Below are 13,535 nucleotides of genomic sequence, written 5' to 3'. Positions count from 1 at the left end.
GATCATAGACATAAAAAAACCAGAACCGAAATTCTGGTTTTTTTACAGAAAATGTAAATCTAAACTTAGATTTTACCAATCAAGTCGATTGAAGGAGCAAGGGTTGCATCGCCTTCTTTCCATTTTGCCGGGCAAACTTCCCCGGGGTGAGCATGGACATATTGTGCAGCTTTGACCTTACGTAGAAGTTCTTGAGCATCACGGCCAATACCGCCAGCGTTGATTTCGATAATCTGGATTTTACCTTCTGGGTCAATCACGAAAGTACCTCGGTCTGCCAGACCTTCAGCTTCGATTAACACTTCAAAGTTTTTCGCCAAAGTCCAGGTTGGGTCGCCGACCATTGCATACTGGATTTTTTTGATCTCATCTGAAGAATCATGCCAAGCTTTATGGGTGAAATGAGTATCTGTAGATACTGAATAAATCTCTACGCCCATTTTTTGGAATTCAGCATAGTTATCCGCCAAATCACCAAGTTCTGTTGGACAAACGAATGTGAAATCTGCAGGATAAAAGAACATCACTGACCATTTCCCGATCATGTCTTGTTCAGACACTTGAATGAATTCGCCATTTTTATACGCTGTTGCATTGAATGGTTTCACTGCAGTATTAATTAAACTCATCAGATATTCCTCTAGCTCGTTTCTGGGATTGCTTATCTTGTGAAGCTAGAATACGAAAATTATATAAATAGGTAAAACCGTACTTTTTTATAAAAATTATCGGATTTTTAGATCCTTTAATTCTATCCTGTTTTACTGTTTAATTGCTGTATCCGATTTAGGCATGAGCGGGAAACTGCGCAATGGATTGCCAGGCGGCATCAATCAAGGCCTGCTTATATGCACTTGGATTAGTACTGACTTTGTGCGACAACCAGGCTCGACAATAACTTTCAGTTGCTCCCAGCATTAAAGACAACAGTAATTCACGCGGAATTTTTGCAAGTTGCGCAAGCTCTTCATCAGGCTGCTGTTGCAACCAGGCAAATACCGCCTGATTACGTTGCTGGTTTTGAACGGCAACTGCTGCATGCTGTTCTGCACCTAAACCCATGCGCGCCATAAACAGGAACCGGGCAAAGTCGGGGTTCTGCACCACCCAATCGACATATTGGCCAATGATAACCGCCAGCCCCTGTTGCACGCCTTGAGCTTGCTGTAAGGCTGCTGTGCGCTGCTGCATCTGATCTTGCAAGGCCGCACTAAAGAGGGCTCCAACCATGCCTTCCTTGTTTTTAAAATGATGATAAATCGCCCCGACACTACTGTCAGCACGCGCACGAATCATTTCAATGCTGCTGGCTTCAATACCGAATTCGGCAAAGCAATTCAGAGCATGCTGCAGCAAAATACGCTTCAGTTCGGCACGGCGTCCGGGATAAATACGCTGGAGTAAATCGGCTTGCTGCATATCCATATGCTTCGATACATGATGAGACCAGGCAAAATCATAGACCATTTTTTATCAAAAAGCAGTCAGTTGCGCCAAATAACAGAATAATATTCTGTATTAGAATTATATTCTTGAAATTAAAATATGGACAATTCTGATGAGCCAAGCACTAAAAGTATGGAAAGCTTTAGAAAATAAACCGGCAGGCAAATGGACATTTTCCAAAATGCTGTGCTTAAAAGCTCCGTATTTCAGCAGTATCTCTCCCCTATTTGAAAGACTGGAACCGGAATACTGCGAAATCAAGATGAAAAAGCACCGCGCTGTACTGAATCATCTGGGCACGGTACATGCCATTGCCATGTGCAATATGGCAGAGCTTGCCGGAGGAACCATGACCGATGCCACCGTACCTAATACGCATCGCTGGATTCCCAAAGGCATGCAGGTGGAATATCTGAAAAAAGCCAACACCGATTTAATTGCAGTTGCCACACCGTTGCAAGCCCATTTCCCGTGGAATGCAGGCAGTGATTATCTGGTGCAGGTTGAAGTCAAAGACACGACTCAGGAGGTTGTGTTCCGTGCCGTCATCACCATGTGGGTTTCTGCCAAGAAATAAAAATTACTGATCATTTGCCCATTAAAAAACCCTCCGCAATGGGAGGGTTTTGAAGACGATTTGCCGTTTTAATTGCGATTAGAACGGTAGATCATCATCTAAATCTGCCGGTGCAGCCGCTGCTGGCGCTGGTGCAGGCTGTTGTTTTGGCGCAAAACCACCCGGGTTGTTGTTGCCATAACCACTACCCTGATTGTTTTGGTTGTTGTAACCACCTTGGTTAGCACCGCCATAACCGCCTTGGTTATTGTTGTTATTGTTATAGCCGCCACCTTGGTTATTATTAAAACGGGGTTGGTTAAAACCGCCGTTGTCTGCACCTTGTTCACCTTGCTGACGGTTGCTGTCCAGCATTTGCATTTGTTCACCACGAATTTCCGTAGTATAACGTTCTTGACCGCTTTGATCTGTCCACTGACGCGTACGCAATGAACCTTCAATATAAACTTTAGAACCCTTACGTAGATATTGCTGTGCAATTTCACCTAGGCGGTTATGTAACACAATACGATGCCACTCAGTTTGCTCTTTACGCTCACCGGTATTTTTATCAGTCCACGAATCGCTGGTTGCAATCGAAAACTGAGTAAGAGAACCACCATTTGGAAAGGTTTTTGTTTCAGGATCTTTACCTAAAGTTCCAACTAAAATAACTTTATTAACACCACGCATCAGACGTACACTTCCTATTTATTTCTGTATTTTACTTTATAAGAGTTATGCTTAAATGGCTACCTCTTTACCCAACAACTGCGTTAAATCTTGTCGCGCAGCTTCATCTATAAGCTGTTTATCAATTTTAACATAAGCAAATTGCTGATCGGGCATTACCACAACCTCTTCAATACCACGAATTGCCAAAAGTTGAGAAGTCCACTCATCCGTTTGTTTCGCCTCTGGTAAAGGTAATACCAATGAGGAAAGATAACGAGGCTGGGCTAAACCAAAGCTGATCAATAACCAGACAATTGCGAGTGCTGCCAAGATACTCCAACCCATTGAAGTATTATTTAGTAACAAGAGTTGACCACCAATCATGCCACCAAAAAATGCACCTAAAAACTGGCTACTGGCATTCACACCCATCGCAGTTGCTTTGGACTGAATCGGAGCCGATTTGGATAGCCACGATGGCAATAAAGCTTCCATCACGTTAAAGGCAATAAAGAAGCATCCCAAACCTACCAGTAAAATATATTTGGACTCATAACCAAAAATCAGTACCAGCAAGCCTAAAATAATACCGCCAATCGCAGTCAGGAAAATACCGCGCATTTTGCGATATTTTTCCGCCAAAATAATGCTCGGGAAGGCAAAAAATAAGCTAATGATCAGCAGTGGCAAATACACCAGACCATGACTGGCCAATGGAATATTGGCAAACTGAATCAGTTGCGAAGGCATATATACAAACATCGCGGTGAGCAATAAATGCAGCGCAAATACCGAAACATGCAGACGGTTTAAATCGCCCATCTTCAATACCTGTTTTAGTTGCGCGAGATAACCTTGCTGGTAATTTTTATGATGACGGGTCACTTTCGGAACCAAAAGCAACATCGAGATTGCCGCCAGCCCCATAATGGTCGTGACCCAAAACAGGCCGGAAATTCCCACCAGACTGGTTAGCCAAGGCCCCAGACTGAAGGCCACCATAAAGGACACACCAATACTCATACCCATCACAGCCATGGCTTTGCTGCGCTGTTCTTCACGAGTCACATCGGCCAAAAGTGCCATCACTACTGCTGAAACCGCACCACCACCGGCAATGGCACGCCCTACAATTACGCCATAAATGGTTTCAGACATTGCGGCAATTGCACCACCCAAAGCAAACAGCAACAAGCCCAGAATGACCAGAGGCTTACGGCTAAAGCGGTCTGCCAGCAAACTAAATGGAATTTGTAAAATGGCCTGAGTTAAACCATACACCCCGACCGCCAAACCAATCAGCGCAGGTGTTGCCCCTTGATATGACTGTCCTGCTACTGAAAATACAGGAATAATCATGAACAGGCCCAACATACGCAGTGCAAAAATACTGCTTAAGGCAAAGGTTGAACGGCGTTCTAAAGCATTCATCATATCAATTGGCTTGGATCTATAAGTTTCATTTCGATGGATTATCCTACAACATTCATTGTTACAGATGCTGATTTATTCAGGAATGAACCACCATAAAAAAGGGCACATTTTCATGCGCCCCTATTGTACTCGGTTTTCTTAAAAAACGATTAACCGATTCGTTCTTGACGTTTGCTATATTGAATGGAGGCAATAACTGCCCATACAATAAAGGCTACACCAATTAAACCGGTGACCACTTCAGGCACATGCACGCCAGTACCACTTGCCAGCATAATCAGGGCCAAGGCACCAATCGCATAATGTGCACCATGCTCAAGGTAAACGTAGGCATCCAATGTACCTTTCTCTACCAGGTAAATAGTCATGGAACGCACGAACATGGCACCAATCGCAAGACCGAGCATAATAATCACAACGTCTGAAGTAATGGCAAAAGCACCGATTACACCATCAAAACTGAACGATGCATCCAGCACTTCCAGATAAATAAAACCGCCAAAACCGGCTTTAATCACGCCTGTTGCAGCGCCACTGGCATCATGACCGACCGCATTGCCCTGTTCATCAATTTCAGGTTCACCGCCTAACAGGTGGCTCAGTACTTGAACCCCAATGTAGATCACAATCCCCCAGATACCGGCCATAGTTACGGCTAGACGTGTGGCTTGTTCTACATTTGCTGCCATGATCAGCAAGCCAATTAAAGCCAGGAATACTGACATTGCAGGTACGTTGGCCAGATTGGATAAACGCGCTTCAAGCCATCTGAACCAGTGGGTATCTTTTTCGCTATCCAGAAAGAAATTCAGGAACACCAGCAACAGGAATGAGCCACCAAAGGCTGCAATTTCCGCATGATGAGCCATCAGCTTTTCCGAATAACTAATCGGATCATTCAGCGCCATACTGACCACTTCCATCATGCCCATGTCCGCAGTCACGGCAACAATTACAATTGGGAAGACTAAACGCATACCAAATACGGCAATGATAATCCCAACCGTCAAGAAGATCATTTTCCAGAAATGATTCCAGCCTCTGAGTACAGAGGCATTCACCACGGCATTATCGAAAGAAAGCGACACTTCCATCACGGCCAGGATGGCAGTAATGGTCAGTGCTGTGAGCATGGTCTTGACACCTGCTTCCGGGCCATGCGTAAAGCCCCAGTATGCAGATATAGCCAGACACACGATCGTAAAAATGATTGAGAAACCAAAATGTTTCATCATGATAGATCGACCTATAAATAGAGATTTATACCGAGTGAATTCGGTAAAACTTACAAAAAGTACTTAAGATTTTATGCGCATAATTATGACGACTTTTTGATATTAAGCCAAAGTTCTTCGTATGATTTTTTTTGGGTACAAATACACTATTTTTTTTGCTGCATATCTTGAGCTGAAAACTCTTGTTATAGTCCCGCTTTCTGTAAATTCTTCTTTTAATATCGACAGGATGATGACATGAGCTTTTCTCAAGATGTATGGCAGCGAAATTTAGCTTTATATCAAAAAACTTTAGCCTTGCCATTTAACCAGCAACTTGCACAAGGGACTTTGAGCAAAGACATTTTTAGTCATTATGTCATTCAGGATGCTCACTATTTACTGACTTATGGTCGTGTACTGGCAGTCTGTGCTGCAAAAGCCTTTACTGCTGAGGATGTGATGCAGTTTGCTGATGCTGCAAAAATTGCCATTGTGGTTGAACGCAGCCTGCATGCTGACTTTATGCAGGAATTTGCCATCAGCAAAGATGAGTTTAGAACCACGCCACTCACGCTGGCTTGTCACCACTACACTTCATTTTTAACAGCCACTGCTTGGTCAGAAAGTTATCCAGTCGTTTTGGCTGCATTACTGCCCTGTTTCTGGATTTATGCCGAAGTGGGCAAAGCGATTGTCCAACATTCCATTCCGAATAATCCTTATCAGGCCTGGATTGATACCTATGCAGGTGAAGAATTTAATCAGGCAGTCGATCAGGTGATTGCCACGATTGATAAAGTTGCGGCACGTTGTGATGCCGATACCCTGGAAAAAATGCATCATGCCTATACTACCGCGGCCAAACTGGAATGGCTGTTTTGGGATAGTGCTTATGATCAACGCCAGTGGTTGGGTCTGGATGAATAATTATGTGAAACCCCATTACCATGCCGCTTGATCCTTCTAAACGGGTTTTTCCAGTCTACCTTTGATTTGACCTGCTTTTCTTTCGAGAAAAGCAGGAAAATCCTTGCCATCTGCAAAATCCGGCAATATCCCACGCTTATCTAATTTTTTACAAAAAATTCCAGCTTTAGAATATCGTTTGCTTAGAGGAAATTCACCGCCATTAAGGCCAGCAGTGCCGGCAATGCCTGAATATAAATAATTTTTTTACTTGCGGTAAGACCGCCATAAATCCCAGCAACCAGCACACAGCCCAAAAAGAAATTCGCCAGTGCAGTCGCATAGCTTGCAGGTGCAAGCAGCGACCAGATCAAACCTGCGGCTAAAAAGCCATTATAAAGTCCCTGATTTTGTGCCAGCACTTTGGTGAGTTTTGCCTTTTCCGCAGTATTGCCAAAGGCTTTCATGCCCAGAGGCTTATCCCACAAAAACATTTCTAAAATTAAAATATAGAGATGCAACACTGCAATCAGGGCAATAAGAATTTGTGCAATCATCATGAGATTTCCATTTTTTATTCTTTAAAGGATATTTTGCATTTTAACGATGAATCGGTCGAAATACTGAATTTCAATATTTAAATGTATGACTTGCAGGTGCAGAGAAAGACCATTTTCATGCATTGAGTTTCAATCCTTGACCAGTCCGACACAGACTGACGTTTTATTTTTATTAAATAAAGCTTGAACATTTTTCATGCGCTATCATATATACGTTTTTGATGAATTTTCTAGGATCATTGCATGAGCCAAAGTCACATCCGTATTCGAGGTGCACGTACCCATAACTTAAAAAATGTGTCACTCGATATTCCACGCGACAAGTTTGTGGTGATTACGGGGCTTTCGGGTTCAGGTAAATCATCCCTTGCCTTTGATACCTTATATGCCGAAGGTCAACGCCGTTATGTGGAATCACTTTCTGCCTATGCACGCCAGTTCCTTTCGCAAATGGAAAAACCTGAAGTCGACTCGATTGAAGGTTTAAGTCCCGCGATTGCCATCGAGCAGAAATCGACCAGCCATAACCCGCGTTCAACTGTGGGAACAATCACGGAAATTTACGACTATTTACGTCTGTTGTATGCACGCGTCGGCACACCCTATTGTCCTGAGCATGATTTGCCCATGGTGGCACAGACCGTATCGGAAATGGTGGATGCAGTTAAAAGTCTGGAAGAAGGCACAGCCTTGATGTTGCTTGCGCCGGTGGTGCGTGAGCGTAAAGGTGAATACAGCAACCTGTTTGAACAGCTGCAAAGTCAGGGCTTTGTCCGTGCCCGTGTCGACGGTGAAATCATTGAAATTGATACGCCGCCAGAACTGGACAAAAAGAAAAAGCATACCATTGAAGTGGTGGTTGACCGTTTTAAAGTACGTGATGACTTAGGCAATCGCATCGCTGAATCCTTCGAAACTGCGCTGCGTTTAGGTGGCGATATTGCCATTTTGGCCTGGATGAAAGGCGAGCAACCTGAACGGGTATTCTCGGCCAAGCACTCCTGCCCTGAATGTGACCGTGCCGTAGCGGAACTTGAGCCACGGTTGTTTTCATTCAACAACCCTTTCGGTGCCTGCCCGGTATGTGATGGCCTGGGAACCCGTAGCCATTTCAGTGCCGATAAACTTATTCCGAATGCTGAAGTTTCGATTAGCCAAGGTGCGATTCGCGGCTGGGACAGACAGCGTCCTTATTACTACAGCATGATTGAAAAAGTCGCAGCGCATTTTGGTTTTTCTTTAGATACGCCGTGGCATGAACTGGATGCAGAGACCAAAAAGAAATTTCTTTACGGGACGGGTAAAGACAAAGTTGATTTAAGTTATATCGATGAGCGTGGTCGTCACCATAAACGTGTGCAACCTTTTGAAGGAATTTTGCCGCATCTGGAGCGTCGCTACCGTGAAACCGAATCAAATTATGTCCGTGATGATTTAGCACAATATTTATCCAATGCCGCCTGTGATGCCTGTGGCGGTTCGCGTCTGAATGAAATTTCCCGCAATGTCCGGGTTAAAGACAAGACCATTGCGCAAATTACCAAAATGTCGATTGGGGATGCCGAAAGCTATTATCAAGATTTAAATCTTGAAGGTGCCAAAGGCGAAATTGCCGACAAGATTTTTAAGGAAATCCGTGAGCGTTTACACTTCCTGGTTTCTGTCGGCTTGAACTATTTAAGTCTGTCCCGTTCTGCCGAAACCCTGTCGGGTGGTGAAGCACAGCGTATTCGTTTAGCTTCGCAAATTGGTGCCGGTTTGATGGGGGTGATGTACGTACTCGATGAACCGTCGATTGGTTTGCATCAGCGTGATAACGACCGTTTGCTTGAAACATTGGTTCGCCTACGTGACTTGGGCAATACCGTTCTTGTAGTCGAGCATGATGAAGATGCCATTCGTGCTGCGGATCATATTATTGATATTGGCCCGGGTGCCGGTGTGCATGGCGGTCATATTATTGCCGAAGGCACCTATGAAGAAATTTTGGCAAATCCTGAATCGCTTACAGGCAAATATCTTTCAGGCAAATTAAAAATTAAAGTGCCGGAAGTTCGCACTCAACCACCAAAACCTGAAGAAAAAATCAAGCTGATGGGTGCGGCAGGTCATAACTTACAGAATGTCGATTTGACCATTCCTTTAGGCATTATGACCTGTGTGACGGGCGTTTCAGGTTCAGGTAAATCGACCTTGATTAACCGTACCCTGTTACCGCTTGCCGCAACGCAATTGAATGGTGCAACCACTTTAACCGCGGAAAAGTTTGACTCGATTGATGGCTTGCAATTCCTGGATAAAGTCGTGGATATTGACCAAAGTCCGATTGGACGTACGCCACGTTCTAACCCTGCGACCTATACCGGTTTGTTCACCCCGATTCGTGAATTGTTTGCACAAACGCCTGAAGCCAAAGCACGTGGTTATGCCGCGGGTCGTTTCTCGTTTAACGTGAAAGGTGGTCGTTGTGAAGCCTGTGAAGGCGACGGCATGATTAAGGTTGCTATGCATTTCCTGCCCGATATGTATGTGCCTTGCGATGCCTGTCATGGCGACCGTTATAACCGCGAAACTTTGGAAGTGGGTTATAAAGGTAAAAACATTTCTGATGTACTGGAAATGACGGTTGAAGATGCCATGCATTTCTTTGAAGCCATCCCCGTCATTCACCGTCGCCTAGAAACTTTGACTCAAGTCGGTTTGGGTTATATCCGTTTAGGTCAATCTGCGACTACCCTTTCAGGTGGTGAAGCACAGCGTGTAAAACTGGCACGTGAGTTGGCGAAGCGTGATACGGGTAAAACCTTGTATATTTTGGATGAACCGACTACAGGTCTGCATTTCCATGACATTGCGAAACTCTTAGATATTCTGCATCAGCTACGCGACAAGGGTAATACCATTGTGGTGATTGAGCATAATCTGGATGTGATTAAAACGGCCGACTGGGTGATTGATCTTGGGCCTGAAGGTGGTGCTGGTGGCGGGATGATTATTGCTGAAGGTACGCCGGAAGAAGTGGTGAAATCTAAGGTTTCACATACAGCGAAGTTCTTGAAGCCGTTGTTGAAATAAATAATCTCCCCTAACCCCTCTTTTTAAAGAGGGGTATTCCCTCCTTTTTCAAAGGAGGGTTAGGGAGGATTAAAAAAGCATAAATAGAAAATTAGATTTATTGGGGATAGAATGCAGTTTTCTAAAAGAAATGGATACGCAAGAATTCGAGAGACTATACAAATAGATGCTATAGATCATGATTTAAAGACACGATTATGGTCTCTGCTCGATATATATCTATACTCAAAATATAAAAAGCCATTTATATTCAATCAAAGTAGCCACAATGTTTTAGATCAATTAATTCAAACTTATTGGTTTTCTTTTTTCAAAAAAGCAACAGATGAGATTCCTACCGAAAACAATCATAAAATTAGTGTACTAAAAAGAATTTTTTTAACAGAATTACCATGGTTTAAAATTTATGATTTTATCGAATTTAATATCCACCATTACCCTTTTTTAGACTTTAAAGAATCTTTTATCTCTGAAATAAATAAAGTCCTAATAGATGAAAAATCAGCTTATCAAGTTATCAATGAGCAAATAATTGAAATTACTTCAGAACAAGAAATTCAGTCCATTGAAGATGCTCTCATAAATACAAATCAATATTCAGGTATTCAACAACATTTGAATCAAGCTCTAAAACTTATGTCAGATCGCCAGAATCCTAATTACAGCAAATCAATGCATGACTCCATTAGTGCTGTAGAGGGTTTGGCACGCTTACTGTTAGAAGATGATTCAATGACTTTAGGAAAAGCAATTCCTAGACTTAGAACCAAATACGAATTACATCCAACATTAATGGAGAGCTTGAACAAATTGTATGGTTATACATCTGATGAAGCTGGCATTAGACACGGTTCAGCACAGGAATCCAATTTAAGTTATATAGATGCCAAATTCATGCTTGTTGCCTGCACCAACTTTATTAATTATTTAATAGAAAAAACCAAAGATCAAAACTGAAATCCAATCACATGACCAGCGACATGGATGTCGCCCGTTTGACTGGGGTAGCACGGACGTGCCCTCAGTCAAACAAATGGGTTTTGTCACTTTTGCCCAGTCAAAAGTGAAGCAACGCCTCTACCCAATAAAAAGCAAACCATCGACAAAATATGTGGTTGTGCTAAAAACAACCTTCTCTGTTGATAACGCAGCTTATTTTTATTATCCAGTTTTCATGAAAAAACGATGATTAAGTTATTGCAAATAACTGTTATTCAATCTAGATATGAAGATCCTCAACCCACTCACCCCGCCACTTTATTCTTGCCATTTTCCTTGGCCTGAAATAAAGACTTATCAGCTTTTTCCAGCAACGCCATCCAGGATGCTGCCCCTACCGCCACCCCAGCACTGACAGAAACATGAATATTCTCGTTCAATTCAGCGATATACAGTTCAGAACTGCCAACGTCTTGAAGAATTTTATTCGCAACAACCCAAGCATCCTCAAAAGTAGTTTGCTCAATTAAAACCAAAAATTCATCACCACCATAACGAACCACCAAATCTGAAATGCGTACATTAAATTGTAATTTTTCTGCAATCAGTTTAATCACTTCATCACCGACAATATGTCCAAAAGTGTCATTCACATGCTTAAAATCATCCACATCGAAAATGATTAAACCGGTTTGCTTAAATTGATTCGGCTTATGCTCCAGATAACGAATATATTCATCCAAAGCTAAACGGTTAGACACCCCGGTCAAAGTATCCGTATTGGCAATATTTCTGAGCTGAAATTCCAGCGCATCCCGCTGCTGTAGCACTCGCTTTAAGTCTTTAAGGGCATCCAATAACGTGACTGGCTCAGCAGATAATTGTTCCCGCTCAGTCTCTATAACCTGATGCTGTGCCAGACGAATAATGGTATTTCTGGCTTTAATTAAAGGTATAAAAACATGATTCCGCGCATAGATCATGGTAAAAATAACTGTGACCAAACAAATCAGTGCCACCAATAAAATTAAAATTAATTTTTGCTGGGCTTGTTCCTTCTGGGTTTGAGCCACCTGCACACTGTAATCCAAAACATAGTTTTGAAGATTAACCACCGTTACAAATTTATCGACCATTACTTCGGTCAATTGCGTACCAGTCAATGAGTACGCCTGATTGTGTATACTTTCATTCATCAGGCGAGCAACAATTGGAATGCCTTGATCTAAAAATTGTGCTTTTACTTGCTGATATAAAGCTGAATATTTTGGAATCTTACCTTGTTCAGGTAGTACCGTATTGACCAGCTCCCATAAATAATTGGCCTGATATTGCGTCTGTAACGACCGGGCCAAATTATCCTCAGGAATTTTTTCATTAAAAGTGACCGCGGCCATAACATTCGATGCAGTGCGACCCGCCTGATCACGCAAATCTGCCAGAATTAAAATCAATGTGTAGTAGTCCGAAACCGAAGTTCCTTTAGCTTCAGCATGTTCCACGACTTGATGTAAAATTTCATCACAGCTATCCCAGGCCTTAAACATTTGCTGAATCGCCTGGTCCAGCTGTTTTGCACTACGCGCAGAGCGTGGTAAAGCACCATAAGCATCGACTGCATTACGACCCTGTACCAAAGTCACTTTTAAATGGGAAGATAATGCCTGAGCCTGAACAATAAAACCTGCTGCATTTAAAATTGCACGAGTTTGCTCAATCTGCAAATCGACTTCTTTTCGATAAACCTCTAATTCTTTTAGATTTGCTTCAAGTTCGTCGGCATTGCTCGACATCACCTTATTGGCCGGTGCCCGTTCCCGGGAAACCTTATTGGCTAAATCTGCCACTGCACGAAGCGCAGAAATTTCAGTTAAAGCCCGGTCCGCTTTTTGATAGCTGTGATAACTACTGACAATTAAAGGAACAGATAAAAATAGAAGAGACAGGATGATAATCATCATTGACCAGAACAGTCGCCGGCTGATATGTTCCGAGCGTAATTTATACATAAATTAATTACTCACCATACATACCAAATGACCTATGATCATACTCAAATTATATATAAATATATTACACGATTTTGATCTAAAAAGAGTTAAAAATTAATCAACATTTTCAAATATTTCCATCCTATCAACCACTTATAATATTTTTTCAAATACAAGTTAAAAAAATCTAAATTCTTTACTAAAGCTTTAAAGTCCAGTGCATATTTGTAGGGTTTCAACTCCATTTTTATTCTTTCCCCAGATAGTAGCAAACCGCTTTTCATTGAGTGCAGTTAAAAACTTTGAATATCTATAAATTGCAGTTAAGCAAGCCATTTAAATAGAAAATTCTGTTTCACTTAAAGATCTCAACAAAATAATGCAGGACTATTTCTATGAAGGCCTCCAATTTATATTGTTTAAATTACATACTTATCTAAATATTGCTACTTGCCTGATAAGAAAATATTTACACATGCCACAAATATGTGCATAATGCACTACATTAGGGCAAATTAAATATATTCCTCAGCAGATTTTTTAATTTTCCCGAAAATTTTGGCGAAAAACTCCAGTTTTCTTTGAAAATTGGGGTTTTTTATGGGTGAAGCTTAATAAACACCCTAAAAACAATCATATTTTTGCACCATATTTGTGCATTATAATTTTATCTATGCTGGAATTTTAAAAATTACGATCTCATGGCTAAAAATAGGCTTTAGCTACCGTTTATTAT

Annotated in this window: 11 protein-coding genes; 4 read left to right on the top strand and 7 right to left on the bottom strand. The window is 42.0% G+C overall.

The genetic code is table 11. The features are described from left to right. Nucleotides 1-65 precede the first annotated feature (65 nt). Both ahpC and WAE57_RS07365 read right to left on the bottom strand, forming a co-directional pair. Nucleotides 66-629 (bottom strand): alkyl hydroperoxide reductase subunit C, encoded by a 564-nt coding sequence (ahpC, locus tag WAE57_RS07370; protein WP_337709667.1) that lies wholly within the window; start codon nucleotides 627-629, stop codon nucleotides 66-68. A 157-nt stretch (nucleotides 630-786) separates the two neighbouring features. Then, nucleotides 787-1,419, bottom strand: coding sequence for a TetR/AcrR family transcriptional regulator (locus tag WAE57_RS07365; RefSeq protein ID WP_337709804.1), 633 nt, complete (start codon nucleotides 1,417-1,419; stop codon nucleotides 787-789). A gap of 139 nt (nucleotides 1,420-1,558) precedes the next feature. Here WAE57_RS07365 and WAE57_RS07360 point away from each other — a divergent pair, with 139 nt between their 5' ends. Next, entirely contained in the window at nucleotides 1,559-2,023 is a 465-nt protein-coding gene (locus tag WAE57_RS07360) for a hotdog fold domain-containing protein (protein ID WP_337709665.1), read from the top strand. Nucleotides 2,024-2,101: 78 nt separating this feature from the next. Here WAE57_RS07360 and ssb read toward each other — a convergent pair whose 3' ends face one another. From ssb to WAE57_RS07345, 3 genes are all read right to left on the bottom strand, one after another. Then, the gene (gene ssb, locus WAE57_RS07355; protein ID WP_086198969.1) at nucleotides 2,102-2,695 is read right to left on the bottom strand and encodes a single-stranded DNA-binding protein; all 594 of its coding nucleotides are present in this window, start codon (nucleotides 2,693-2,695) and stop codon (nucleotides 2,102-2,104) included. Nucleotides 2,696-2,746: 51 nt separating this feature from the next. Beyond that, the gene (locus WAE57_RS07350) at nucleotides 2,747-4,111 is read right to left on the bottom strand and encodes an MFS transporter (RefSeq protein ID WP_337709663.1); all 1,365 of its coding nucleotides are present in this window, start codon (nucleotides 4,109-4,111) and stop codon (nucleotides 2,747-2,749) included. Between the two features lie 149 nt (nucleotides 4,112-4,260). Further along, nucleotides 4,261-5,346: a DUF475 domain-containing protein gene (locus tag WAE57_RS07345; RefSeq protein ID WP_337709661.1), complete on the bottom strand. Its 1,086-nt coding sequence runs from the start codon at nucleotides 5,344-5,346 to the stop codon at nucleotides 4,261-4,263. Between the two features lie 237 nt (nucleotides 5,347-5,583). Here WAE57_RS07345 and tenA point away from each other — a divergent pair, with 237 nt between their 5' ends. Continuing rightward, entirely contained in the window at nucleotides 5,584-6,255 is a 672-nt protein-coding gene (gene tenA, locus WAE57_RS07340; protein ID WP_337709659.1) for a thiaminase II, read from the top strand. Nucleotides 6,256-6,437: 182 nt separating this feature from the next. Here tenA and WAE57_RS07335 read toward each other — a convergent pair whose 3' ends face one another. Next, a complete protein-coding gene (locus WAE57_RS07335) occupies nucleotides 6,438-6,791 on the bottom strand; it encodes a DUF1304 domain-containing protein (RefSeq protein ID WP_337709802.1) in 354 nt (117 codons plus the stop codon). Between the two features lie 246 nt (nucleotides 6,792-7,037). On the opposite strand from WAE57_RS07335, the gene uvrA reads away from it, so the two are divergent. Together uvrA and WAE57_RS07325 are read left to right on the top strand one after the other, a co-directional pair. Continuing rightward, a complete protein-coding gene (gene uvrA / locus WAE57_RS07330) occupies nucleotides 7,038-9,869 on the top strand; it encodes an excinuclease ABC subunit UvrA (protein WP_337709657.1) in 2,832 nt (943 codons plus the stop codon). 111 nt (nucleotides 9,870-9,980) lie between these two features. After that, nucleotides 9,981-10,826 (top strand): hypothetical protein, encoded by an 846-nt coding sequence (locus WAE57_RS07325; RefSeq protein WP_337709655.1) that lies wholly within the window; start codon nucleotides 9,981-9,983, stop codon nucleotides 10,824-10,826. Nucleotides 10,827-11,113: 287 nt separating this feature from the next. Here WAE57_RS07325 and WAE57_RS07320 read toward each other — a convergent pair whose 3' ends face one another. Beyond that, a complete protein-coding gene (locus tag WAE57_RS07320; protein ID WP_337709653.1) occupies nucleotides 11,114-12,817 on the bottom strand; it encodes a GGDEF domain-containing protein in 1,704 nt (567 codons plus the stop codon). Nucleotides 12,818-13,535: the final 718 nt, after the last annotated feature.

Source organism: Acinetobacter sp. NS-4, from assembly GCF_037402435.1.
Lineage (GTDB): Bacteria > Pseudomonadota > Gammaproteobacteria > Pseudomonadales > Moraxellaceae > Acinetobacter.
This window is presented reverse-complemented; position numbering and strand designations above follow the sequence as displayed.

Bases quoted from the DNA above. Each gene is read 5' to 3' on its own strand.
- WAE57_RS07360 (WP_337709665.1), top strand. From the start codon at position 1,559: ATGAGCCAAGCACTAAAAGTATGGAAAGCTTTAGAAAATAAACCGGCA.
- uvrA (WP_337709657.1), top strand. From the start codon at position 7,038: ATGAGCCAAAGTCACATCCGTATTCGAGGTGCACGTACCCATAACTTA.
- ahpC (WP_337709667.1), bottom strand. From the start codon at position 629: ATGAGTTTAATTAATACTGCAGTGAAACCATTCAATGCAACAGCGTAT.
- WAE57_RS07335 (WP_337709802.1), bottom strand. From the start codon at position 6,791: ATGATTGCACAAATTCTTATTGCCCTGATTGCAGTGTTGCATCTCTAT.
- WAE57_RS07350 (WP_337709663.1), bottom strand. From the start codon at position 4,111: ATGATGAATGCTTTAGAACGCCGTTCAACCTTTGCCTTAAGCAGTATT.
- WAE57_RS07325 (WP_337709655.1), top strand. From the start codon at position 9,981: ATGCAGTTTTCTAAAAGAAATGGATACGCAAGAATTCGAGAGACTATA.
- tenA (WP_337709659.1), top strand. From the start codon at position 5,584: ATGAGCTTTTCTCAAGATGTATGGCAGCGAAATTTAGCTTTATATCAA.
- WAE57_RS07320 (WP_337709653.1), bottom strand. From the start codon at position 12,817: ATGTATAAATTACGCTCGGAACATATCAGCCGGCGACTGTTCTGGTCA.
- WAE57_RS07365 (WP_337709804.1), bottom strand. From the start codon at position 1,419: ATGCAGCAAGCCGATTTACTCCAGCGTATTTATCCCGGACGCCGTGCC.
- WAE57_RS07345 (WP_337709661.1), bottom strand. From the start codon at position 5,346: ATGATGAAACATTTTGGTTTCTCAATCATTTTTACGATCGTGTGTCTG.
- ssb (WP_086198969.1), bottom strand. From the start codon at position 2,695: ATGCGTGGTGTTAATAAAGTTATTTTAGTTGGAACTTTAGGTAAAGAT.